Source organism: Candidatus Dormiibacter sp. (assembly GCF_050999135.1).
In the GTDB taxonomy this organism is placed as follows: domain Bacteria; phylum Chloroflexota; class Dormibacteria; order Dormibacterales; family Dormibacteraceae; genus Dormiibacter; species Dormiibacter spiritus.
The window spans coordinates 38,295-60,265 of the sequence record NZ_JBPCPN010000025.1; the positions used below are offsets into that span (position 1 = coordinate 38,295).

The following is a 21,971-nucleotide window of genomic DNA, read 5'->3' on the forward strand; positions in this document are numbered from 1 at the left end:
TAATCTGGTTACGAAGGCTCTCAAAGACCTGACGTGGGTTCGTCAGCCCAGCCTCTTGAAGCTCACGCCCACCGCGTCCTGAAGACACCTGACCTCGTGCTCAACTTCCGATGGGACGTGCCAAGCGTCGCCAGGTCCGGCTTCGAACGTCTCGGTGCCCAAGCGCACACGCATCCGGCCTTGGAGCAGCACCACCGCCTGCTCCTCGGGATGGTGGTGCGGCCGGGCACCCTCGCCGGCCTTGAAGTGGATCTGGGCCACTTCGACCGTTCCCGTCCGGTACACGGGGCCGACCGCGTCGGAGTAGGCCGGCTCGACCGGTGTGGCGTTGTCGGCGGCGAAATGGATCTGCGGCATGTTGCTCCCTAAAGGTTCGCGGATCGGCTCAGCGGAAGGCCCTGGCGGTCGTTCCCTCGATCAGCCTGAACGTGAGTACTTGGGGGCCTGCTTCTTCCACTGCTCCTTGGGAAGAGGTCCCCAGGGTTGGCTAGCCTTGATGGTGTCGACGACCACATTGCGAAGTGCCCCGTCCACCAGGGCCACCTTGCGGATGTATATGTTCTGGATCGGCGAATTGGTGTCTGAGCTGATGGAGACAGGGCCGCGGGGTGCCTGGAACTGGGTTGTCTTTAGGTCCTTGATGACCGCCTGTCGGTCGCTCGTCGCCCCGTTGCGCTTCTTCATCACCGCATAGATCAGCTTGTAGGAGGCATAGGCGGACTCTGCATAGTAGGACGGATAGTTGCCGGTTGCCGCCTTGTATTCCTCTACGAACTTGTTGTTGGCAGGGCTGTTAATGCCGTCTGCGTATTGCAGTACGGTGACCACCCCCAACACGGTGTCGGGCGACTCGGAGCGCAGTACCGACCAGTCGGTCATCGTGCCGCCGGCGATCAATGGGATCTTGCCCTTCAGACCAAACTGCTTGTAGGCTGACGTGAACCGGACGGAAGCGGTGCCCGCGGAGAGGTTAAATACCGCGTCGGTGGTGTTGGGAATCTCCGCTACATAGGGGCTGTAGTCGGGGGCGTTAATCGGGGCCCAAATCTGCTTGTCGATCTTCCCGCCGGCGGCCTCAAACGAGCTGGTGAAGCCCCCGGTGCCCTGCCAACCGAAGGCGTAGTCCATGGCCACCGTCGTAATGTGCCGGTAGCCGAGCTTGTCGTAGACGTACTTGCCAAAGTTCAGGGTCGGCTGGTCGCAGGTCCAACCGGTCAGGATCAGGTTGGTCGTCTTTTCCGAGGTCGCCAACTCGGACGAGCAGGCGCTGATGTAGAGGGTTGGAATGCCGGAGGTGGCGACGTAGCTGCGCACGGCAAGCCCCACGTTGGCGGCCAACGGGCCAATCAGGAGATCGACCTTCTGTGTCTCCACCAGCTGGCGGGCAGCGCTTAGGCCCTGGTTGGGATCGGCGGCGTCGTCGGTGAAGATGGTCTGGATCTTCCGGCCACCGACCGTGTCGCCGACCTCCTTCATGGCCAAGTTCCAGCCGTCCCGCTCGTCTTGGCCGTTGGCGGCGAAATTGCCGGTCTGGGGCAGGATGAAGCCGACCTTGATCGGCCCGGAGCTCTGGGCAGAGGAGCTGCCGGAGGAGCCACAGGCCGCCGCCAGCAGCAGGCAGGAGAGGGCGCACGCGATATGGCGAAGGCGATGAATGAGCATGACGACCCCCTGTTAGCTAGCGCTCCAATCACAATCTATCTGACCCGGGTCTCGGCCGAGGGTCAAGCACGCTTCCTGGCTGCTGCAGCCAGGGTTCAGTGCCCTGCAGCCGAGGTTCGCGTCAGCTGATAGACCTCATCACGCAGCCGGTCGAAGACCGCCGCCTTGAAACGAATTGCGATCTCCGGGTCCCCGACTAGAATGTTGAACTGCTGGTGGCTGGCGACCAGCGCCTCCACCTCGGTCAACGCCACCGCGTCCGCGGTCGAGTCGCGGCCGGCAAACATGCTGGGGAGGCCGAACAGGTCACCCGGACCAAGCTGCTCGCCAACCCGGCCCCCGATCGTTAGCTCAACGCGCCCTTTGAGGATGATCCAGAAGGCGTCGTTGTGCCGACCGGCGGTCATCATCACCTGGCGCTCCTCAATGACCGCAAAGTCAAGGTTGGCGGCCATCATGCTGAGCTGCTTCACACGGAGGCTGGCGAAGATGGGCAGCTCCTTCAGCTGGAGCACCTTGGGATCTGTTGCGTGGACTGGCATTCCTCTTCTCGTCTACCCGGTGGTTGCGCGCTGCCGGTGAACCGCGTCCAGCGGCTCACAACAGCGCATTTGCATGACAGTATGAACGCTGTGAAGCAAGCGGCATCGTACCCATGCACGGGCGGCTGCGGTGGGGCTTCAAGAGCTTGTGAGCAAGGGACTGGCGGGCTGCGCAGAGAAGAAGAGCGCCTCAACTTTCTGCTCCTGAAACTGCTAGCTCCAGCGTCATGATCCGCTGGCTGCAGCCGCCACGCCGCTCATCGGTCGGGGCCGTAGAGGCCGAAGCGCTGAGAGGGGTCGCCGGGGCGCCAGCCGCCCCCGAACTGGGAGCGGTCGCCGGCCTTGCGGACCCTCGCCACGAGTCCCCTGCCGAGCTCCAACTGGCCCTTCTCCCAACGCCGCAGCGACGGTGCGACGTCACCGCCACCCGCCTCGAGCGCCTCCGCTAGCGTCCACGCGTCCGCCGCCGCCTTGGCGGTTCCCGCTGCCGCGTGCGGACGGGCCACGAAGGCGGCATCGCCAATCAAACAGACGCGCCCGAAAGCCATGCGGGGCACCACGACGTCGTGGATGGGCTGGACGAATGGCTCCTCGGTGCCTAGCACGGTCTCCGCCAGCGGCCCTGGTAGCGACCGCGCGGCTTGGCGTAGCCGAGTCAACGGATGCTCCTCCGGAACTGGCGCGCCTGGGGGTTGGTCGCGTACAGCGCGGCCATTGGTCTTCAGCTGCTCCAGCTCCGCGCCGGCGCGGGCGTTCCGGTACCAGACGAAGTTGATCAACCGGCGGCCCGGCTCCACCGAGCCGTCTAAAGCGGGGATCGGGTAGGTGAGGATATGGCTGTCCGGCATCACGTGGTAGACGATTGCCTCGCTCACCACCGCCTGGGTCGTTGCCGGGAGCTCAGCCTCCGACACCGTGCCGCGCCAGGCGACGTAGCCTGCGTACTCATCGTGTACTTGGGGCAGCACCAGGCCCCGGCCGGTCGACGCGATGCCGTCCGCGCAGACGAGCAGCTCGCAGTGGACGTCGCGGCCGCTCTGAAAGCTCACATGCACGCCGCCTTCGTCCTGGGCGAAGCTGGTCATGGCGTCGCCCAGCGCGTAGCGTTCCTCCTCGAGCAGTCCCCGAAGGCTCCGGTAGAGAGTGCTCCAGGCCGTGAAGCTCCAGACACACGGCTCCTCGTAAGCGATCCCGCCATCCCTGTCGATGTACAGCAACCGGTGAGCGTGGGTGCTGATCTGGGACAGAGAGAGGCCGCCGCGTTCCTCCAGATAGCGGACCGCCATCGGGTGGACGACGATGCCAGCCCCCCGGCTCTCCAGCTGTGCCGCGGACCGTTCGTAGACCCTGACGTCGAGGCCGAGGTCGCGCAGCAGCAGCCCCGCGGTTAGGCCCGCCAGCGATCCCCCGACAACCACCACGCTCATCGGTCGCACGGCTCACAAACTACGAGTGGCCACAATGCGCTGTCCCACCGGGTCGATGCCGTCGGGACATCAGCGCGGCACCACCGGGACCAGCAGCCGCTAAGTGGGGTCGCGACACTCGGGCACGGTCTTGGTCGAGGCCAGCAACCGGCCACGGTTTGCCCAGGCCCGAGCAGCCGGAGTAGTCAACCGGCGGGACCGTGCGCCTTCACCCTTCCTGATCGAGGTCTATTTCAAATTTCCGGCCATTGACTTCGTAAGTGCTCTTCAGCCGCACCGGATTCTGCACCAGCTGCTCGGCGAAGCACCCCCGCTTGGCCAGCCTGATCAGCCGGGCAATATCCTCGTCCGACTCGGGCGACTCGATGATTAGGTGGGTTCTGAACTCATTCACGCCGGAGTGGACCGTGCCCTTCAGGACCGACCCGTCGACCCAGGCGTCGAATTCGCACCGGCACTCGGCCGACTTGACCCGCTTCTTCGTCATGGATGCGTACCGCACCACCTGGGTGAGGAGTCAAAATCCCACCCCGGCTGAGATATAGGTGAGCGGCTGAGGGTGGTTGTCCTCGCCACCCAGGTACTGAGGCTCGTCACTGTAGAACTCGAACTTGCGCTCCGTCGCCACCTTCAGCTGCTTTTCCAAGCAGCGGATAGTAGCCGACATCGTGATCAGCTTGCCGCGGACGTTGTCGCTGAACTCAGGTAGCTGGGTGACGTCGGGCGCATCGGGGGAGATTGGCTGGCCGCCAACCGGCCGGGATTCCGCCATCAGGAGGATGTGGTCGGGCGCCGACCCACCCCATTGAGCTCGGTGGCCGGCCCCCAGACCAGCGTCTCAGGCAGCCGATCGGCCGAGAAATCGAAGTCGCGCCGCATGCTTTTCTCCTTCGTTGATTGGCGCCGGGGGGTGCTCACTGATTATGCGCTGACCGTTCAACAGCAGGCGAAGAGCATGATCCACGGGGCATGGAACGCGTGGCCGTCATCGGTTACCGGCACGATGTCGAACGTCTGCATGCTGCCCATCTCGTGTTTGCCTGCGGACCACCGCTCCCTCCCCCACCTCGGTGTGCGGTCTATCCGCCCCACGGCGACGATGGCCATCGGGATGATCCCTTGCCTTCCCTGTTGGGGCACCGGGCCGTGCGGTGGCCGGCTGAGCGTGCACCGTCTACGACGCCGTTTCGCGATTTTTGGAATTTGTTACACCCACGTTCCGGGGTCGCCACCCGGCAGGTCCTGTTCGGGTTTCCGTTTGCACACGATTTCCCTAAGCCACTGTTGCCCATCGTCGAATACCACGAAGGGGAGTCTGTTGATGATCGCCATCGCCTCGATCACGGCGGCCAACTCTGGTTCGGTCACGAGCTCGCCGCGACTCTGGGGAGTGTTTGGAGCCTGGTCGCGGTCCACATCAGACAGCTCCGTCGATGCGGGGGGAGCCTCCGCCGTCAACCGATTAGACCCGCCAATCTCCACCGCGTTCGACTGGCACCGGTCTCGGCATTCGGCGATGCTATTGGCAAATGGCGATCGGTCAGCCGCTCCGCCGGCGAGAGGATCCAAGCCTGGTGCGTGGGCAGGGTCGGTACGCCTCCGATCCGGCGCCCGCCCGCACCGTCCACCTTGCCATTCGGCGCGCAGGGCTTGCGGCCGGCAAGGGCCTCCGGGTGGACGTGGGGCCGGCCTTGTCCGCACCGGGGGTGGTCGGCGCTTGGGCGGCGGGCCAGCTGGGCCTTGCCGACGAGCGGATGCCCCGATCCCCGGGTCGGCCTGAAGGCGCTATCGGCCGGCCTGTCCTCGCAGTCGGCTCCACCCGTTTCGAGGGCGAAGCGATCGCGGTGGTGGCCGCGGAGAGCGAATACCAAGCCCACGACGCGCTGGATCTACTCCAGGTCGACCTCGAGCCAGGACAGCCTGATCTGTCCGTCTACCGGCGTGACCGCCACTCCTATGAGGACGCGGCTGCGGCCCTGGAGCAAGCCGAGATTCGCCAGCGTCACCGCTTACGGATGGGCCGCATCTGTGGCGCGGCGATGGAGCCACGCGCGGTGCTCGCCGACTGGCGTGAGGACGAGGCGCGCCTTGTCATCCGAGCCAGCGTCGGCTGGGTTCACGGCCTCCGCGACGTGGTGGCCAGCTGTCTGGGCTTGGAACCGGCGCAGGTGGTTGCCCTGACCGACGACGTCGGTGGCAGCTTCGGCGCCAAGAACCATCCCTATCCCGAATATGTGGTCGCGGCCGCCGTGAGCCGGCTCCTGCGGCGGCCGGCCCGCTGGACCGCCAGCAGAATCGAGGACGGCCTCACCACTGGCCAGTCCCACGACGCCGACCTCGACGTCGAGCTCGCGGCGGACTCTGAGGGCCGCCTGCTGGCGGTTCGGGTGGCCATCGACTGGCCGGTGGGCGCCTACGGGACCTTCGGTGCTAACCAGGACCTCCACATGGCCCATCACGCGATGTCGGGCTACCGGTTGCCGGCCCTCGAGGTCGAGGTCACCGGGCGCTACTCGAACAGCCCGCCGGCAACCCACATTCGGGGCGGAGGGCGTCCGGTGGGCAACTTCGCCATCGAGCGCGCCATGGATCGGCTGGCCCGGCGGCTGGGCATCGAGCCGGTCGAGGTCCGCCGGCGGAACCTGATCCCGCCGTCCGAGATGCCGTACGCGACAGGTTTCAGGGGTGTGACCTACGACGGCGGGGACTACCCCGCCCAGCTGGCGGCGGTGGCCGAGCGGATCGGCGTCGGCGCCATCCGCGAACGCCAACGGCGGGGCGAGCCAGTCGGACTCGGGGTCGCGTTCTGCGTCGAGGCGACCGGCATCGGACAGCCGGAGCCTTCACGGGTAATAGTGCTGCCGGACGGCACCGCCCGAGTGCTGGCGGGGGGCACCCCCCAGGGTCAGGGACACCAGACTTTCATCGCCCAGGTGGTGGCTGAGCGGCTGCAGTGGCCGTTAGACCGGATCTCGGTCTGGACTGGGGACAGCCGCGCCGTCCCGTTCTCGTCGGTGACGGCGGCCAGCCGTACCGCGTTGGAGGTGGGCAACTCCGTGGCGCTGTCGGCGGCTTCGGCGCGTCGCGCGCTGGTCCAACGAGCGTCGGAACTGCTCGAGGCCGACGCCGAGGACCTGGTCATCACCCCCAAGCAGATCGCGGTGCGGGGCGTGCCCAGCCGGGCGTTGCCGCTCGCAGCGGTGGTTGGCGACGGTCTCGAGGCGGCCGAGACATGGGACTCGCGGGGAGCGGCGGCGTGGTCGTCCAGCTGCCACGCCGCCGTGGTCCGCATCGATCCCGAAACCGGCGGCGTCCAGATGCTGAGGTACGTGATTGCCCACGACAGCGGCCGCTCCATCAACCCGACCATCGTCGCTGGCCAGTTGCACGGTGGCTACGCTCACGGCCTGGGCTACGCACTCTTCGAAGAGGCGCTCTACTCGGAGGAGGGGTCCTTCCTGACGCCGTCCTTCCTCGACTACACGCTCGTCAGCGCCCCCGAGCTGACGTGCGAGCCAGAGATTATCCACTTCGAGTCAACCTCCTCGCAGAACCCGGAGTCGTTCCGGGGCGTGGGCGAAGCGGGCACCATTGCTGTACCCGCCGCCATCGCCAATGCCGTCGAGGACGCCCTCTACGCCATCGGTCGCCCGGTCGAGATCGCGGAGGTGCCGATCACCCCCGAGCGGCTTTGGGCCGCGGTTAACCGCAGCCAGGTGCCGACTCAGGGCATGGCGACAGGTGCCGGGGGCGTGGATGTCGGTGCTCGGCTCATCGGTCATGCAAGCTCTCCAGGGATGTCGCGCCAGCCGTTGCCGGGCACAGGCGTTTGACGTGGCTCCGACATAATCGGCGTATGCGAGAGTCCACCACGCCATGAGCTTCGAGGCTCACAAGGTCGTTTTCGAGCAGGGTCCCGCCGACGCCTCCAAGTTCGAAGAGCTGGTCACGGGCGGAGCCATCCAGCCAGACAGGGTCGCCGCCGTGATCGGCAAGACCGAGGGCAACGGCGGTGTCAACGACTTCACCCGGATTCTGGCCGACCGAGCGTTCCGCGACGTGCTGCGCCGGCACGGGAGCCGAGATGAGGCCGCGGTGGCAGCTATCCCGATGGTGTGGTCGGGTGGCACCGACGGAGTCTTGTGCCCGCACGCCTGCGTTTTCAGCCGGGTCGACGACGAGCCTGCCGGGCTCGCTGTGGGGATCGCGATGTCGGAAGAGATCCTGCCCGAGGACATCGGGCGCACCGCCATGGTCGAGAAGGTGGCAGTGGCCGTCCGCAGCGCGATGGCCGACGCCGGCATCGCCGACCGTCGCGACGTGCACTGGGTGCAGACCAAGACCCCCCTGCTGACGATGGAGGGTATTCGGCAGGCGCGCGCCCGGGGCGGCGAGACAGCGCTGCCAGACCCCCACGGCTCCATGGATCTCTCCAACGGGACGACCGCCCTGGGGGTTGCGCTAGGGCTGGGCGAGGTCCAGCGCTCGGCGATCGACGACCAAATGATCGGCCGCGCACTGGACGTCTTCTCCTCGGTCGCCTCCTGCTCGAGCGGGGTCGAGTTGGACCGGGCACAGGTGGTGGTCCTGGGCAACGGCGGCCCCGGCGGGCGCCAGCGGATCGGCCACTCGGTCATGCGTGACGCGCTCGACCAGGACAGTGTCTATTCCGCCGTCCGGGAGGCGGGTCTGGACCTGCCCGACCGGCCCCGCGCAGCCGACCTGGAGGGTCGGGTCGTCAACGTCTTCGCCAAGTGTGAGGCGGACCCGACGGCGCGGCTGCGCGGCCGGCGGCAGGTTATGCTTGACGACTCCGACGTGCACCACCACCGGCACGCAAAAGCGGCCGTTGGCGCCGTCATCGCGGCGGCAGTTGGTGACCCGGCAGTCTTCGTGTCGGTGGCCGCGATGCACCAGGGGCCGGCGGGCGGCGGCCCGGTGGCCGCCATCGTGCGGTTGGAGGAACCGCCGGCGTAGCGACTACCCGGCGAACTACGGCCGCGGGGGCCGTGAGAGCGTTCCCGTCGGCCAAACCGATTACGGACGGGGTGCTTCATCGCTAGGTCTAGTGGTCAGAGTGGTTCTCCCCCACGTATTCGTAGCCCGCCTCCTCCAGATTCGCCACCCCCAGGTACCCGCCGAACACCTCTACTTCCTCCCGAGAATCGAGGTTGCGAAGCCAGTGGACGGCGCCCCGGCGCACCAACTCCACCGTACCGGCGCCGACCTCGTGGCTCTCGTCGCCGGAGCCGATCTCGGCGCGACCGCGGATAACATAAAAGAACTCGTCCGCGTTCGGGTGGATGTGGGCACGGTGCTGGGAACCGGGTTTGAAGAGGGCACGGAAGAGGGCCACCCGCGCCTCGCGAGCAACCTCCGGCGGCAGCGGGAAGCGAATGTCCATTCCCACCCAGCCCTGCTCCGCCCGGACGGGCCGGGGCGCGACATCCTCGATGGTAGTCATGAAGTGGGATTTGCCGTCTACCAAGGGACACTCCTGCTCGCAAGCTGCAAGCGAATCGGTGGCCGGACATTGCGCCGGTGCGCACTTACATTATTCAGCCGCCGGGCCGTCCATGGCCGGGACCCCACGATTCGGCCTGCAGGTCGCGTCCACAGCCACATTTGCCTAAGCCGGCGATGGGTGCTAGCTTGGTAGGACGCTTTCACCAGCAGATTAGGAGTAGCCCATGACCCGTCGATGGAGCAGTCGCGGAGCCGTGTACGTATTGGTGGCCCTGCTCTTGGCCGCGTGTGGCGGCAGCAGCGGTGGAGGAGGGGGGACGGATACGTCGCCCATCAAGGTGGGCTACCTGGTGCCTCTCACGGGCGGGTTCGCCTCCAATGGGAGGAACGAGCAGAACGGTTTCAACCTCGGCCTGCACGACTTCGGGGACACAATCAACGGTCGCAAGATCGCGACCACCTACCTGGATACCCAGGCCGATCCCAACGTGGCCCTGTCGCAAGCTCGCCAGTTGATCGACAACCAGAAGATCGACGTCCTGCAGGGGCCGTTGGCGGCCAACGAGATCGCCGCCGTGGCCGCCTACTCCGGGCCCAAGGGCGTGCCGACGGATGATCTCTCGATGTGTTCGGCGATTCAGCTCGACTACTACGCCAAGTTCGGAAACGGCTTCTCCTCCGGCTGGTCCTGCAACCAGCCCGCCATCATGGCGGCCAAGTACGCCCTCGAGAACCTGCACTGGAAGCACATCGTCACCATCGGCCAGGACTTCTCTTTCGGCTGGCTGGTCGTCGGCGGCTTCGCCGACGCCTTCCGAGCCGGTGGCGGCACGATCGACAAGTTTCTGTGGGCGCCCAACACGACCTCCGACTTCAGCCCCTACGTCTCGCAGATCCCCACCAGCGGCATCGACGGCGTTTACGCCGAGCTTTCCGGGGCAACCGCCGTCCGCTTCACCTCTGCGTACAAGCAGTTCGGGCTGAAGGGCAAGATTCCCCTGCTGGGGATCACGCAGCTGACCGACTACTCATCGCTCCCATCGGAGGATCCCGCGGCCATCCTAGGTGTCCAGACCGGGGCCCAGTACTGCGATGGCATCGACACCCCCGAGAACAAGAAGTTCACGGAGGAGTACAAGGCTCAATACGGCGTGTACCCCGGCTACTACTCGGACGCCGGCTACGCCAAGGCTCGCCTCCTGGTAGCCGCCCTCCAGAAGGTCAACGGCGTCACCAAAGACAAGAAGGCCCTCATCAAGGCCATGAAGACGACCCCGATCGTGGCCGCCAGGGGCCCGGTCCGGCTCAGCCCGACAGGCTTCTCGCCGATCCAGAACACTTACATGTGCGAGGTCAAGCAGGTCGGTTCCGACCTCCGCAACGTGCCCATCAAGACCTACACCAACGTCCAGCCTTGGGGCACGCTCAGCGAGGCGAAGTGGAGGGACTCGTTCAAGAAGTACAGCGCCAGCCGCCCGACCTAGAAGGCACGCATCGCCGGTCCCTAGCCGCCCTGCGGCCGGCACGCTGAGATCTTGGGCGCTTGACGCGGACGATTGCCGACGCCGTGGTCGAGGTGCTATTGGACGAACAGGTCCCGTTCGTGGCGGGCCTTCCAGGCAGCGGCGTGATGGACTACCTAGACGGCATTTACCGAAAGGCCGCGCCCCGCTTCGTGCTGGTGCGGCATGAGCAGGTGGGCATTCACATGGCGCTTGGCTACGCCGAGTACACCGGGCGCCCGGCGGCGATGCTCGTGTCACGCTCGCCCGGGGCCTCAAACAGCGTCATCGGCGTGCAGGCGGCCTTCGCCGAGGGCTCGCCGGTGGTGCTGATCAGCTCCCACGTGGCGTCCGGCGCGCGCGGGCTGGGGGCCTTCCAGGAGATTGACCTGGAGTCGCTGTTCCGGCCCATCACCAAGATGTCCGTCGAGGTGCGGGCGGCCGAGCGCGTTCCCGAGACCCTGCAGGAGGCCTTCAGGGTGGCTGTATCGGCCCGTCCCGGCCCGGTGCATGTCTCGATCCCGCTGGACTTTCCTTCGGCGGAGTACGCCGGCCGGCTGTCGGTCCCCAGCCGGTGCGTAGTCGGTCGCGCCCTGCCCGCCCCCGAAGCGGTCGAGGCCGCGGTCGCCATCTTGCTCGCGGCCGAGCGGCCGGCCATAATCGCCGGTGGCGGCGTGACGAAGTCAGGGGCGGCTGGCCTCGTCCTTGACCTGGCCGAGCGGTTGGGCGCGGCGGTGACCAACTCGTGGGGGAAAAAGGCGGTGCGCGAGGACCATCACCTATGCACGGGCACCATCGGGCGCGGCGGCACCGGGGCCAGCGCGGCGGTCCTGCACGAGGCCGACGTCGTGCTGGCGCTGGGCCTGCGCTTCTCCGAGTTCGCCACCGAGGACTATCGGATGCGGTTCGGCCCAGAGCAGCGGTTGATCCAGATCGACATCGACCCCGCGACTGTCGGTCGCGTGCTGCCGGTCAGCGTCGGCATGGCGGCCGACGCACGGATGGCGCTGGAGGAGATCCTGACTGCTGTCCGCCGGGAGCGCGAGCCGGGATGGAACCCGCAGCGCGTCGCGGAGATTCACGGCCACCGGCGGGCCTGGGAGGAATCGATCTCCGGCGTCGATTGGGACGCGATGCCGATTGTCACGCCCCGGCTGGTGCGGGACCTCCGCCGGGCCCTCGACCCCGACGCGGTGATCTGCACCGACTCGGGCAACTTCAACTACTGGCTGGCTCGGTACCTGCCTGCCACTGCCGACGGCTCGTACATATACCCGGCCGCCGCCGGGCCCATGGGCTGCGGCCTGCCGGCCGCGATGGGCATCAAGCTGGCGTTCCCGGAGCGGCAGGTGGTGGCCGTGGCCGGTGACGGCGGCTTTGCGATGACGATGCAGGACCTCGAGACCTGCGTCCGGGAGAAGATCGGCGTCGTCGCCGTCGTGGTGAACAACTTCGGCTACGGCAACATCAAGATCCGCCAGCAGACTAAGTTCGGCAACCGGCTGATCGGATCGGAATTCGGCAACCCGGACTTCGCGGCAGTGGCCGAGCTCTTTGGGGCCCAGGGCGAGACTGTGAGCCGCCCCTCGGAAATAGCCCCCGCCCTTGCGCGCGCGCTGGAGGCCAGCGGGCCGGCGGTCATCGACGTCCACGTGGATCCCGCCGAGATCTGCACGGCGACAATCGATCGCTGGTGGTGAGTCGGGGGGTGCCAGCCGTCTAGATCAGTCGTGCACGACGGCGAAGATGCGCGCGGGAGCCCCCTCGACGTCGACCAGCTTGTAGAAAGGTGCGAAGAAGTCGAACCGCTTGCCGACCAGCTGGCCGAGACCGGTGGCCTGTTCGATGATCACGATCTCCTTGCCGAGGAACGCTTTGTGCACCCTGAAGTCCTCCGAGCCGAACTCCGGTAGGCGAGCTGAGTACTCCTCGAAGAAGTCGAAGCAGACGGCCTTCGGTTGGAGCGAGGCTAGGAACTCGGCGGCCTCGACGGCGAGGTAGGGCGACTCCACAAAAAAGCGGGGAAAGTCGCCCCATGCCCGGTCAGTCCAAGCCGTGCGCACCACAGCAATCTGGCCCGGGCGAACCCCGGGGTCGAAGTTGCGCAGCATTTCTCGCGTGATCTCGGTCGAGGGCGCGAGTTCGCCCAGGTCAAAAATGACCGCCTCGCCACAGACCTGGTCGAGGGTGATTCCGTCGGTGGTGCCGCCATCCTCGTAGCAGTGGAGGCCCGAGTCGACGTGGCTGCCGGTGTGAAGACTCTGCCGGACCGAGGTGACCTGCCAGAAGCCGGGGCCCCTTCGGTGGCGTTCGAGCTCTACGCGCATGTCGGTGGAGGGTGGGCTCTTGGTCGCGGCGCCGACCGGCACGGTTAGATCAATGATGCACCCATCCATGTCAGGGTTCCCAAGCCGCGAACACGCGGACCGGCGAACCCGTGCAGCCGACCAGCCGAAGGGGGATGACCATCAGGCTGAAGCCCTGGTGCATAGGGATGCGATCGATGTTGTTGACCACCTCGGTGTGATTGATGAGGTACTCCGCGCAGGCGGTGTGGTTGGGGTAGCCGAGGTCGGTGGGGTTGTCGGTCGAGACTGCGTCCGTGAGGATGTTCACGACCCCCTGGTCGAGGATGAAGCGCGAGGCCTCAGCGTCAAGGCCGGCGTACTCACTGACGTAGGCCAGGTGGTCGCTCCACTTGGTCGCCGCGCCGGTGTAGTAGAGGAGGCTGCCGCCCTTGGGCAGCTCGTCGAGGCCGGCCGCGTCCATTGCGCGGCGAACGCGCTCGCGTGTGATGCTGGTCTTTGGGGCGGCGTCCGAGACGTCGATCCAGACCGCCTCGGTGAACGAGTTCTCGATGGCGAATTTCTCGATCGTTAGGTCGGGCCGGTCGGGGTTGAAGTGGTATATAGCGTCCATATGGGTCGAGTCGTGGTCGCAGAGCGAAATGCCCTTTACCGCATACCCTCGGAAGGTGCTGTCACCCATCCGGAGGTGGGACTCCTCGTGGCTCATGTGCGTCCAGATCGCCACCTTCATATGGCCCGGATAGACGGGTATGTCCGGCGAAATCTCGCGGCTCAGATCGAGCACCTTTAGTCGTTTGCCGAAGAAGGTGATCTCGACCAGGTCTGTGTAGGCCTTGGGCTCGTTGGGCGTCACTTCAGGTTTGGCTCCTTCACTGATTCAGTACATCACCAGTCCGGCCGAGACGTTTATGTCCTCGCCGGTGATGCCGGATGCGGCGTCGGAGGCGAGGAAGACGCAGGTGCGTCCGACCTCGTCGGGCTCCACCAGCCGGCGCAGCGGCGTCGGATCGGTGAACTGCCGCAGGGCCTCGCCCTCGGAGATACCCCTTATCCGCGCCTGGTTGCGCACGACGTCCTCGATGCGGGGGCCCGCGACCGCACCTGGGCAGACCGCGTTGACACGAACGCCCTGCGGGCCAAGGTCGGCTGCGAGCGTGCGACAGAGGCCGATGACGGCCATCTTGGCGGCGGCGTAGGGGGCCCGCCCCGCCAGCGGGCGCTTGCCGGTGATGGAGGAGATTGCGATCAGGCTGCCAGTGCCCGCCTCGATCATGGTTGGAATGAAGCAGCGGAAGGTAAGGAACACCCCGTCAAGGTCGATGGCGATGCACTCCCGCCACTCCGCCAGGCTTAGGTCCTGCATCGGCCGGGTGGGTCCCGCCACCCCTGCGTTGGCGACCATCACGTCCACCCGCCCGAAGCGCTTCATCACAGTGGTCCCCATGGCGGCCACGGACGCCTCGTCAGCGACGTCGCAGGCGGTGGCGATGCATTCAGCGCCGAGCGCACGGACCTCACGCGCCACCCCCTCCAGGCTTTCCATATTTCGCGCCGAGATGGCGACCGCGGCGCCCGCCTTGGCCATGGCCAGGGCGATTCCCCGGCCGATGCCGCGGTTCCCGCCAGTGACGACTGCCACCCGGCCTGCCAGCGCCCGGCCTGCGTCAGTCAACGAAACGGTAGAGGCGGGCAGGATTGTCTTCGGCGATGGTGCGGGCAGTAGCGGCGTCGAGCGCTTGATCGAGCTCGTTGACCGGCTGCGGGGGCGCCATGTCGAACGGCAGGTCGGTCCCCAACACGACGTTCTCCGCGCCCATCCGGGAGACGAGGTAGGCGAGGGCGTCCCGGTCGTGGGTGATGGTGTCCACGACGATCTGGCCGCGGAAGCTCCAGGGGTCGGCTGGCGCCGACTCCAGCTCCGGCCGGACCGTGGTCGCGTGGCGCAGCCGGCCCGCTTGGAAGGGGTAGTAGCCGCCGGCGTGGACCAGGACGACCTTGAGGCGGGGGTGCCTGCCGAGGAGCCCAGAGGCGATCAGGCGTTCGATTGCGGTGGTTGTCTCGAGCTGGTTTCCGATGACGTTCTGCAGGTAGAACTGGTCGAGCCCACGGTGGGGCTCGTTGTAGGCGGGGTGCAGCATGACCGGAGTCTGCAGCCGCTCGGCCGCCGCCCAGAAGGGCTCGAACTCGGGCTCGTCCAGCCGCCGGCCTGCGACCGAGGTGCCGATTTCGACCCCGACCGCCCCGGCGCCGATCGCCTCCTCAAGCACGGCAGCGGCGCGAGCGGGGTCTGCCATGGGGACGTGCGCCATCCAGCGATAGCGGTCGGGGTGCGCCACCGCGAACTCCCGGAGTCCCTGATTCGTGGCCTTGGCGATTGCCTCCCCCGCTTCGGGGCCAACCTCGTAGAAGAAGAGCGGTGGGGCAACCGAGACGACGGCCGCCTCGAGGCGCTTCGACTCAAGCTCGGCCAGCTTTGCGTCGGGATCCCGGAAGGACGCCATGAGCGTGAAGTTGACGTGGTTGCCACCGCTGATCCTGTCGCCGTCGATCTGGGTGCGGTAGGCGGGATCCGACCGCAGCAGCTCCAGGGCGGCATCAGGGATGGCGTGGTTGTGTACATCGATCTTCATGGCTGGGCCTCTCTCAGGATGCTAGTGATGCGGAGGCGGTGCGAGTCCTGGGCACCGTCCGAGTGTAGGAAGGACACGCAATCGCGAAGGCACTTCTCGACCTGGCAATCCTGGTACATGATCGACAGGCCGCCGTGGATCTCCATCGCCGAGAGGCAGGTGCGCACGGCGACTTCAGCGGCCACCGTCTTGGCCGCGCTGCCCATCGCGTAGTCGTAGTCCGGATCGTGCTCCACTGCCCAGGCGGCTCGCCAGATCAGGCTGCGCGCAGCCTCCAACTCCGAGTACATCTCGGCTAGCCGGCAGGCGATGTTGGCATGCTCGATGAGCGGCTTGCCACCCTGCACCCGCTGCTGGGCATGGGCGAACGCCATCTCGTAAGCGGCGCGTGCGGTGCCGAGGGTGGTCGCGCCCGCCTCGATGGCGCTCTCCTTGAGAACTTCCTTCACGCTGCCGTAACCCATGTGCGGTGGACCGACCAGCCGCCACGGCTCGATGACCACGTCCGTAAAGCGCATGGCCGCGTTATTGATCGTCCTCTGCGCGATCTTTTCATGCACCTTCTCGACCTCAAAACCCGGCATGCCGGGTTCAAGCAGGAAACCGCTGGTGCCGAGGTTGGCCGGCTGGTCTGGGTCGGTGCACGCCCAGACCAGGTAGAAGCCGGCGTCGGCGCCGTTCGAGATGTACTGCTTATAGCCGTTCAGGATCCAGTTGCCGTCCTCACGCAGGACAGCGCTGGACTGGAAACGGAAGTCGGAGCGTGGGACGACGTAGTCGGAGGAGGTGTCGGGCTCCGTGAAGCAAATGGCCAGAACGTTCCGCGGTTCCGCCAGAAAGCGCTTCAGGAAGTGGCTGCGCACCTGTCCCTGAGCGCTGCGGGCGATGATGCGCTGGACCTTCAGGGTCTGGTCGATGATCACCGCAAACCCCATGTCGCCAAAGGCGAGTTCCTCGATCAGGACGCAGATCCCCAGCACGCTCCCGCCAGCTCCTCCGTCCTCACGAGAGAGGCCGTACGTCCGCCAGCCGAAGCTGGAGACCTCCTCGACGAGGTCCCAGTCGACGCGGTCCCGAATTCCGCCCTTCCACTCGAAATCGGCGGCCCTCGGCCTGAGCTTGTCGATCGCAAAGCTCCTCGCATGAGCGCGCAGTTCCGCGATCTCTGGTGTGAGTCCGAAGTGGGGGCTCGGGGTGCCGAGCCGGGTGTCATTGGTGACGGCCATCCCGCTCTTCTCCTCTCTTAGGGGTTGACGACTACGCGTCCGAGGGCCTCGCCCGCGCGTACTTGGTCGAGTGCCCAATTCACTTCCGCCAGCGGCAGGATTTGGGAGATCAGTGGCTTGACCATTCCCTCCTCAACCGCCAAGAGCGCGTGCCGGGCATCCTCCCGGCTCCCAGCCCGCGAGCCCATTATCGTGAGCTCCTGCAGCGCAAGCACCGAGGAGTCGACACCGTACTCCACGCCCGGCCGGTACCCATTGGTGATCAGGCGCGCTCCGGGCCTTACACTGGCCAGCAGGGCGTCGAACCCGCTGCGCGTCCCCGACGCCTCGAAGGCGACATCGGCGCCGCCCCTCGACCAGTCGATCACCCTTGCGGTCTCCTCTCCGGTCACCGCCAGCTCAGCGCCCAGCTCGATGGCGGCGCCACGGTGGTCGTGATGGGGGTCGATGACCGCCACCGCCGCCCCTAGCCCCCGAGCGATCTGCAGCCCGTTGAGCCCCAGCCCGCCAGCGCCGGCGATCACCAGGCGCTCGCCTGCCTGCAGTTGCGCCCGCACCACCAGAGCCCGCCAGGGCGACATGACGGCGTCCATGGCCACGGCCGCGTGCTCGAAAGGGACGCCCTCCGCCATCGGCAGCACGTTGCACGCGCGCATACGCAGGAAGCGGGCTAGCCCGCCGGCGTGATCAAAGCCGATGCGCCGGGAGCTCGGGCACAGGGTGGGCTGGCCGCCCAGGCAGCGTGCGCACTTCCCACATGGGTCGTAGATGTAGCAGGCCACCCGGGTGCCTTCCGCAACCTGTTCGGTTCCCGCGACGACCACGCCGGCCACCTCGTGGCCGGGGATGAGCGGAAGGGGGGTGTCCGCAAATAGGCCGCCCGTGATCTTGAGATCGGTGCCGCAGAGCCCGACCGCGCGCACCTCGACCAGCACATCGCCATTGCGGAGCTCGGGGGCCGGCACCTCGGCCAGTTCCAGGGGCTGCCTGAAGGCACGAAGTACCGCGGCCCTCAAAGCATGACCCGCCCCCCCGCCACGTCGATCGTGATCCCGGTGATCCACGACGACGCCTCCGAGGCCAGAAAGAGAGTGGCGAGAGCTGTGTCCTGAGGCTGACCAAACCGCTTCAGCGGGGCGAGCTCAGTGAGCTCCTGGATCCTTTCCGTAGTGAGTAGGCGTTCGACGCGCTCTGACATGGTGGTGGCAGGCGCGACGCAGTTGACCCGAACGCCGTGCGGGCCGACCTCCTTGGCGACGTGGCGGGTAAACATCACGATTCCAGCCTTGGCCGCCGCGTACGAGGCGGTGAGCGGGATATCCAGGATCCGAGCGGCGTTTGAGGCCATCGTGATGATGGAGCCCCGCCGCCGTTCCATCATCCCGGGCAGGAACGACTTGCAGGTGAAGAAGGTCGAGGTGAGGTTGGAGTCGATGACGAACCGCCACTCCTCCTCGGTGATGTTCTGGATCGGGGTGTGGCGGCCGAACCCGCCCGCGAACGGGACCAGGATATCCGCCGGCCCGAGCTCGGCTTCCACCTGCTGCCGCATGCGTTCGGTGTCCTCGTAGCTGACCATGTCGGCGCTGACTCCGATCGCGGGCGCGGTCTCGGACGTGATCGACTGCACGACTTGAGCGATCGCGGCCTGGTCGCGGCCCACTACTGCCACTCTCACGCCGTTGGCCGCGAGGACCCTGCAGGTCGCGGAACCGATGCCCTTCGAGCCGCCCGTGACGACGGCGACCTTACCGGCCAAGTCGGGGTAGGTGGGGACCATCTCGGTGGCCGCCTCAGCCATCTGTCCTCAACTCCCTGCCTTGCAGAACTTCCGGGTTGACCGGGCACCGTGGGGGCTCACCGCGGATGCTGCGTAGGACCTCCTCGGCTGCCCGCCGCTGGAGATCGCCCTGGGCCTCCGCAGAGTAGAAGGAGGTGTGCGGTGTGATCAGCGCACGCGGGTGTTGGCGGAGCGGGTGATCAGCGGGAAGCGGCTCAGGGTCGGTCACGTCGAGCGCCACGCCGCCGACGCGGCCCGAGTCCAGCGCCTCGCGGACGGCAGCGAGATCGACCAAACCGCCGCGGGCAGTATTGATGATCAGCGGCGCGCGCCGCATCAGGGCGATGCTAGCCGGCCCGATTAGCCCCCGATTCCCGGCGTTGAGCGGTGCGTGAAGGCTGATGAAGTCCGCCTCGCCGATCGCCTCTTCAAGGGTCTCGACCCGACGGGCCGGGGCCGCCGCGATCCGGCGCAGAAAGGGGTCGAAGAAGACCACATCGAGGCCGAACGCTGCGGCCCGCTCGGCGACCCGGCCCCCGATCCTGCCCAAACCGAGCAGAGCCAGCCGGCGCCCACGCAGCCGGTGGATGCCGGACTTGGGCACCGACCACTGGCCAGCCCGCACCGCGCTCGACAGATCGACGACGCGGCGAGCCGCCGCCAGCAGCAAGGCCATGGTGTGATCGGCGACCTCGTCCAGGCAGTAGTCGGGGACGTTGGTCACCGTCATGCCTAAACGGGTGGCGGTCGCCACCGGTACGTTGTCGTAGCCGATGCCATACCGGGCGACCACCCGGCAGTCGGGCGCCGCCGCCTCCAGAACGGCGTCGGTGATGGGGGCGTAGCACACGAGCAGGCCGACGCTACCCTTGGCCAGGCGCGCGAGCGTAGCTTCGTCGGCAGATGGAGCCTCTACCAGGGTCACGCCGGCGGGCTCGAGTATCGATCGCTCGATCTCAATCCCGCCGAACACCTGGTCCGTGACCAGAACCCTCATCGCTCGGTCTGCTCAGAGGGCCTCGTCGTAGAACGGATACTTGGTGAAGAGGATCGGCCCGTCCTTGGTGACCAGCAAGTTCTCCTCCAGCCGGACCGTCTGCTCCAGGCCAGGGTGACCGGCGAAGGTCTCGGCCGCGAAGTACATCCCTTCCTCGAGCTCCACCGGGTACTGCAGTGAGTACGCCCGCGAGATCCACATGCCCTCGTATAGCGAGAGCCCAATGGAGTGGGCGAACTGCTGTAGCGTCACCGTGCCGTACTCGTCGTCATCGTATACGGGCAACTTTTCCGCTACGTCCCGCGTAGTGTTGCCAGCCCTCATCTGCTCGATCGCCGCATACATCGATTCGTGGCACTCCTTATAGAGATCCTTCTCGCGCGGCGAAAGGTTGCCGCCGACCTTGAAGCAGCGCACGAAGTCCACGAAGTAGCCGCCCGGGCCGATCGCGTTCTGGTCGATTATCACCAGGTCGCCGAGGCGGATCGTCTTGTCAGTGTGCCACCGGCGGTAGGGGCTGGTGTTGCCACCTGAGGCGACGATGATGTCGTAGACGAAGTCGAAGCCCTTTTCATAGAGGTACTCGTTGACCTTGGCAGTGATGTGGGCTTCGGTCACGCCAGGCTTTAGCCACTCGTGCTCGATCTTCCAAAACGAGGTGTCCCCGATCGCCGAGGAGATCTTCAGGCACTCGATCTCGTCCGGCGTCTTAACGACGCGGGCTCTCGACATGGCTGGTCCGGCGCTGACGATATTCAGTCCCGCGCGTTCGAAGGCGGCACTGGCAGACGGATCCATCATGTCGACCGCGATCTTCTCTTTGGTCACCTTGTGCTCCTCCAGCACGCGGTAGATCGAAGCCACCATGCGGTCGGCCATCATGGTCTCCGCCGTCTCTGCCCACTTCCACGTGATGGCGGGCCGGACGTTGCCATTTAGCCAGGGAGCGTCGATCTTGGCGCACTCCATGTCCGAGCCGGCCGTCTCGAACAGGACAGGATCGCCCCCCCGCGGCAGCACGCAGTAACGGATGAAGATGTTGTTCTTCCAGTTGCCCTGATAGACGCTCGTGATATAGCGAACGTTCTCGCCGACGAAGCAGACGATCGCGCCCAGGTCGAATTTCTCCATCATCATCCGGGCGCGGGTCAGCCGATCGCGCCGTAGCCGATCGAAGTCCACCCTCGCCTGCCAGTCGGTGCCCGTCGTGCTATACGTGCGCCGTGGATCCCACTCGTGCGGTTTGTCGAGAAAGGAAAGGTCCATCCCTTTACCCGTCGGTGTAGTTGAGTAGTCAGTCATCCCGTCTCCCATTTCCGCGTGGCGCATGACGTTACTTCAGCCGAAACAGCCGCTGCTAAGTATGTCATCCTGAACGTTGCCAGACGAGCGCGCCCCGGCCCAGCAGACGGCCGGCCCGAAGGTCTTCGTGGACCGACAGCACCTCCTCCGGGCCGACCTGCCGGCCGATCACCGGCCGCACGCGGCCGGTCGAAACCAGGGTTGCCGCCAGCCCGACCTCTTCACGGGTGGCGTAGCGCGAGCCGAGGAGGCTGAGTTCGCGGAAAACCATCTCGCGGGGGCTCACTGCGGTCTCCACACCGGGGAACGTGGTCAGCGTCACCAGGCGGCCCCCGATGCCCAGTGTTCGCAGGGACCAGTCCAGGCTGACAGCGGTGCCCAGGAGGTCGACCACGACGTCGATCGAGCCTCTCCAGTGCGCTGGCAGCGCCACGGACTGGAAGTCGCTCGAATCGGTCCCCTCGATGCCGAGCTCGTCGGCCAGGTAGGCCAGCTTGGCCGCGTCGATGTCGAGGCCCACTACCTCGCCGCCATAGACCCTGGCCACCTGCACCATGTGCATGCCGACACCGCCGCCGGCGGCGATCACCGCCACCCGGGTGTCGGGTGCGATCCCTGCACGCCGGGCCACGTGGACGGGCGTGGCGACCGCGTCAGGGACCACCGTTGCGCTGACCGGGTCGAGGCCGCCTATGGGGATCGTGTTCCGCGCCGGGAGTGTGGTCATCTCCCCGTACCCGCCGTCGCGGTCCACGCCGACGAACCCCGCGTTCCGGGTGCAGCGATCCTCGAGACCGGCGAGGCAGGCCGGGCAGCGGCCGCAGAAAAGATAGAAGTAGGCCGCCACGCGCTCACCGATGCGCTCGGCGGGAACCCCAACGCCCACGGCAAGGACCGTCCCGACCAGCTCGTGGCCGGGAGTGCGGGGCAGGTTTCCCGGCTCGGCGCCGAGGTGCCCATCAATACAGTTCAGGACCGTCAGCCCGACCCCACAGGCCTCGACCGCCACCAACACCTCCCCTGGGCTGGGCTCGGGTGTCGATTGCTCCCGCAGGACTGGCCGGTCGCCCCACGTCTCGATCCGCAGTGCTCTCACGCGGCTATGCTATCGAGGCAGTGTGGGTTTGA

General features: G+C 66.7%; 21 protein-coding genes. 4 read left to right on the forward strand and 17 right to left on the reverse strand.

Annotation, left to right across the window (positions count from 1 at the left end; genetic code table 11):
• Nucleotides 1-42: 42 nt before the first annotated feature.
• The 6 genes from ACR2MZ_RS06160 to ACR2MZ_RS06185 form a co-directional block, all read right to left on the reverse strand.
• Nucleotides 43-357, reverse strand: coding sequence for a cupin domain-containing protein (locus ACR2MZ_RS06160; protein WP_434004190.1), 315 nt, complete (start codon nucleotides 355-357; stop codon nucleotides 43-45).
• Nucleotides 358-417: 60 nt separating this feature from the next.
• Nucleotides 418-1,662: an ABC transporter substrate-binding protein gene (locus ACR2MZ_RS06165; protein ID WP_434004191.1), complete on the reverse strand. Its 1,245-nt coding sequence runs from the start codon at nucleotides 1,660-1,662 to the stop codon at nucleotides 418-420.
• 95 nt (nucleotides 1,663-1,757) lie between these two features.
• Nucleotides 1,758-2,204: a cyclic nucleotide-binding domain-containing protein gene (locus ACR2MZ_RS06170; RefSeq protein WP_434004192.1), complete on the reverse strand. Its 447-nt coding sequence runs from the start codon at nucleotides 2,202-2,204 to the stop codon at nucleotides 1,758-1,760.
• Between the two features lie 257 nt (nucleotides 2,205-2,461).
• On the reverse strand, nucleotides 2,462-3,631 hold the full coding sequence (locus tag ACR2MZ_RS06175; RefSeq protein ID WP_434004193.1) for an FAD binding domain-containing protein: 1,170 nt from the start codon (nucleotides 3,629-3,631) through the stop codon (nucleotides 2,462-2,464).
• A gap of 208 nt (nucleotides 3,632-3,839) precedes the next feature.
• Nucleotides 3,840-4,118, reverse strand: coding sequence for an OsmC family protein (locus ACR2MZ_RS06180; RefSeq protein WP_434004194.1), 279 nt, complete (start codon nucleotides 4,116-4,118; stop codon nucleotides 3,840-3,842).
• A 30-nt stretch (nucleotides 4,119-4,148) separates the two neighbouring features.
• Nucleotides 4,149-4,403 (reverse strand): hypothetical protein, encoded by a 255-nt coding sequence (locus tag ACR2MZ_RS06185; protein WP_434004195.1) that lies wholly within the window; start codon nucleotides 4,401-4,403, stop codon nucleotides 4,149-4,151.
• A gap of 757 nt (nucleotides 4,404-5,160) precedes the next feature.
• Between ACR2MZ_RS06185 and ACR2MZ_RS06190 the strand changes: the two genes are divergently transcribed.
• Together ACR2MZ_RS06190 and atzD are read left to right on the forward strand one after the other, a co-directional pair.
• Nucleotides 5,161-7,464, forward strand: a complete 2,304-nt coding sequence (locus ACR2MZ_RS06190) for a xanthine dehydrogenase family protein molybdopterin-binding subunit (RefSeq protein WP_434004196.1) — start codon at nucleotides 5,161-5,163, stop codon at nucleotides 7,462-7,464.
• A 43-nt stretch (nucleotides 7,465-7,507) separates the two neighbouring features.
• On the forward strand, nucleotides 7,508-8,608 hold the full coding sequence (gene atzD, locus ACR2MZ_RS06195) for a cyanuric acid amidohydrolase (protein ID WP_434004197.1): 1,101 nt from the start codon (nucleotides 7,508-7,510) through the stop codon (nucleotides 8,606-8,608).
• An 88-nt stretch (nucleotides 8,609-8,696) separates the two neighbouring features.
• Here the strand turns inward: atzD and ACR2MZ_RS06200 are convergent, their stop codons facing one another.
• Entirely contained in the window at nucleotides 8,697-9,095 is a 399-nt protein-coding gene (locus tag ACR2MZ_RS06200) for a cupin domain-containing protein (protein ID WP_434004198.1), read from the reverse strand.
• Nucleotides 9,096-9,321: 226 nt separating this feature from the next.
• On the opposite strand from ACR2MZ_RS06200, the gene ACR2MZ_RS06205 reads away from it, so the two are divergent.
• Together ACR2MZ_RS06205 and ACR2MZ_RS06210 are read left to right on the forward strand one after the other, a co-directional pair.
• Nucleotides 9,322-10,581, forward strand: a complete 1,260-nt coding sequence (locus tag ACR2MZ_RS06205) for an ABC transporter substrate-binding protein (RefSeq protein WP_434004199.1) — start codon at nucleotides 9,322-9,324, stop codon at nucleotides 10,579-10,581.
• A 59-nt stretch (nucleotides 10,582-10,640) separates the two neighbouring features.
• Nucleotides 10,641-12,299: a thiamine pyrophosphate-binding protein gene (locus ACR2MZ_RS06210; RefSeq protein WP_434004200.1), complete on the forward strand. Its 1,659-nt coding sequence runs from the start codon at nucleotides 10,641-10,643 to the stop codon at nucleotides 12,297-12,299.
• A 24-nt stretch (nucleotides 12,300-12,323) separates the two neighbouring features.
• Here the strand turns inward: ACR2MZ_RS06210 and ACR2MZ_RS06215 are convergent, their stop codons facing one another.
• The 10 genes from ACR2MZ_RS06215 to ACR2MZ_RS06260 all read right to left on the reverse strand — a co-directional run bounded on the left by ACR2MZ_RS06215 (nucleotide 12,324) and on the right by ACR2MZ_RS06260 (nucleotide 21,939).
• Nucleotides 12,324-12,995 (reverse strand): cyclase family protein, encoded by a 672-nt coding sequence (locus ACR2MZ_RS06215; protein WP_434004201.1) that lies wholly within the window; start codon nucleotides 12,993-12,995, stop codon nucleotides 12,324-12,326.
• Nucleotide 12,996: 1 nt separating this feature from the next.
• The gene (locus ACR2MZ_RS06220) at nucleotides 12,997-13,761 is read right to left on the reverse strand and encodes a cyclase family protein (RefSeq protein ID WP_434004202.1); all 765 of its coding nucleotides are present in this window, start codon (nucleotides 13,759-13,761) and stop codon (nucleotides 12,997-12,999) included.
• 24 nt (nucleotides 13,762-13,785) lie between these two features.
• Complete coding sequence (locus ACR2MZ_RS06225) at nucleotides 13,786-14,580, reverse strand: SDR family NAD(P)-dependent oxidoreductase (RefSeq protein ID WP_434004203.1); 795 nt, start codon at nucleotides 14,578-14,580, stop codon at nucleotides 13,786-13,788.
• Nucleotides 14,573-15,538 (reverse strand): amidohydrolase family protein, encoded by a 966-nt coding sequence (locus tag ACR2MZ_RS06230; protein WP_434004204.1) that lies wholly within the window; start codon nucleotides 15,536-15,538, stop codon nucleotides 14,573-14,575. Before ACR2MZ_RS06230 ends, ACR2MZ_RS06225 begins: the two co-directional genes overlap by 8 nt.
• The gene (locus ACR2MZ_RS06235; RefSeq protein WP_434004205.1) at nucleotides 15,535-16,764 is read right to left on the reverse strand and encodes an acyl-CoA dehydrogenase family protein; all 1,230 of its coding nucleotides are present in this window, start codon (nucleotides 16,762-16,764) and stop codon (nucleotides 15,535-15,537) included. Before ACR2MZ_RS06235 ends, ACR2MZ_RS06230 begins: the two co-directional genes overlap by 4 nt.
• Nucleotides 16,765-16,781: 17 nt before the next feature.
• Nucleotides 16,782-17,780: an alcohol dehydrogenase catalytic domain-containing protein gene (locus tag ACR2MZ_RS06240; RefSeq protein WP_434004206.1), complete on the reverse strand. Its 999-nt coding sequence runs from the start codon at nucleotides 17,778-17,780 to the stop codon at nucleotides 16,782-16,784.
• Nucleotides 17,777-18,565 (reverse strand): SDR family NAD(P)-dependent oxidoreductase, encoded by a 789-nt coding sequence (locus ACR2MZ_RS06245; RefSeq protein ID WP_434004207.1) that lies wholly within the window; start codon nucleotides 18,563-18,565, stop codon nucleotides 17,777-17,779. The genes ACR2MZ_RS06240 and ACR2MZ_RS06245 overlap by 4 nt, the downstream gene beginning before the upstream one ends.
• Complete coding sequence (locus ACR2MZ_RS06250; RefSeq protein ID WP_434004208.1) at nucleotides 18,558-19,541, reverse strand: C-terminal binding protein; 984 nt, start codon at nucleotides 19,539-19,541, stop codon at nucleotides 18,558-18,560. Before ACR2MZ_RS06250 ends, ACR2MZ_RS06245 begins: the two co-directional genes overlap by 8 nt.
• Before the next feature lie 12 nt (nucleotides 19,542-19,553).
• Nucleotides 19,554-20,843: a M24 family metallopeptidase gene (locus ACR2MZ_RS06255; RefSeq protein ID WP_338182348.1), complete on the reverse strand. Its 1,290-nt coding sequence runs from the start codon at nucleotides 20,841-20,843 to the stop codon at nucleotides 19,554-19,556.
• A gap of 64 nt (nucleotides 20,844-20,907) precedes the next feature.
• Entirely contained in the window at nucleotides 20,908-21,939 is a 1,032-nt protein-coding gene (locus ACR2MZ_RS06260) for an alcohol dehydrogenase catalytic domain-containing protein (RefSeq protein WP_434004209.1), read from the reverse strand.
• Between the last annotated feature and the right edge of the window lie 32 nt (nucleotides 21,940-21,971).

What these genes read in the sequence shown, in the direction of transcription:
- ACR2MZ_RS06250 (WP_434004208.1), bottom strand. Translation starts at nt 19,541, where the DNA reads ATGAGGGTTCTGGTCACGGACCAGGTGTTCGGCGGGATTGAGATCGAG.
- ACR2MZ_RS06190 (WP_434004196.1), top strand. Translation starts at nt 5,161, where the DNA reads ATGGCGATCGGTCAGCCGCTCCGCCGGCGAGAGGATCCAAGCCTGGTG.
- ACR2MZ_RS06160 (WP_434004190.1), bottom strand. Translation starts at nt 357, where the DNA reads ATGCCGCAGATCCATTTCGCCGCCGACAACGCCACACCGGTCGAGCCG.
- atzD (WP_434004197.1), top strand. Translation starts at nt 7,508, where the DNA reads ATGAGCTTCGAGGCTCACAAGGTCGTTTTCGAGCAGGGTCCCGCCGAC.
- ACR2MZ_RS06180 (WP_434004194.1), bottom strand. Translation starts at nt 4,118, where the DNA reads ATGACGAAGAAGCGGGTCAAGTCGGCCGAGTGCCGGTGCGAATTCGAC.
- ACR2MZ_RS06255 (WP_338182348.1), bottom strand. Translation starts at nt 20,843, where the DNA reads ATGACTGACTACTCAACTACACCGACGGGTAAAGGGATGGACCTTTCC.
- ACR2MZ_RS06170 (WP_434004192.1), bottom strand. Translation starts at nt 2,204, where the DNA reads ATGCCAGTCCACGCAACAGATCCCAAGGTGCTCCAGCTGAAGGAGCTG.
- ACR2MZ_RS06215 (WP_434004201.1), bottom strand. Translation starts at nt 12,995, where the DNA reads ATGGATGGGTGCATCATTGATCTAACCGTGCCGGTCGGCGCCGCGACC.
- ACR2MZ_RS06235 (WP_434004205.1), bottom strand. Translation starts at nt 16,764, where the DNA reads ATGGCCGTCACCAATGACACCCGGCTCGGCACCCCGAGCCCCCACTTC.
- ACR2MZ_RS06230 (WP_434004204.1), bottom strand. Translation starts at nt 15,538, where the DNA reads ATGAAGATCGATGTACACAACCACGCCATCCCTGATGCCGCCCTGGAG.
- ACR2MZ_RS06245 (WP_434004207.1), bottom strand. Translation starts at nt 18,565, where the DNA reads ATGGCTGAGGCGGCCACCGAGATGGTCCCCACCTACCCCGACTTGGCC.
- ACR2MZ_RS06205 (WP_434004199.1), top strand. Translation starts at nt 9,322, where the DNA reads ATGACCCGTCGATGGAGCAGTCGCGGAGCCGTGTACGTATTGGTGGCC.
- ACR2MZ_RS06200 (WP_434004198.1), bottom strand. Translation starts at nt 9,095, where the DNA reads ATGACTACCATCGAGGATGTCGCGCCCCGGCCCGTCCGGGCGGAGCAG.
- ACR2MZ_RS06165 (WP_434004191.1), bottom strand. Translation starts at nt 1,662, where the DNA reads ATGCTCATTCATCGCCTTCGCCATATCGCGTGCGCCCTCTCCTGCCTG.
- ACR2MZ_RS06175 (WP_434004193.1), bottom strand. Translation starts at nt 3,631, where the DNA reads ATGAGCGTGGTGGTTGTCGGGGGATCGCTGGCGGGCCTAACCGCGGGG.
- ACR2MZ_RS06185 (WP_434004195.1), bottom strand. Translation starts at nt 4,403, where the DNA reads ATGGCGGAATCCCGGCCGGTTGGCGGCCAGCCAATCTCCCCCGATGCG.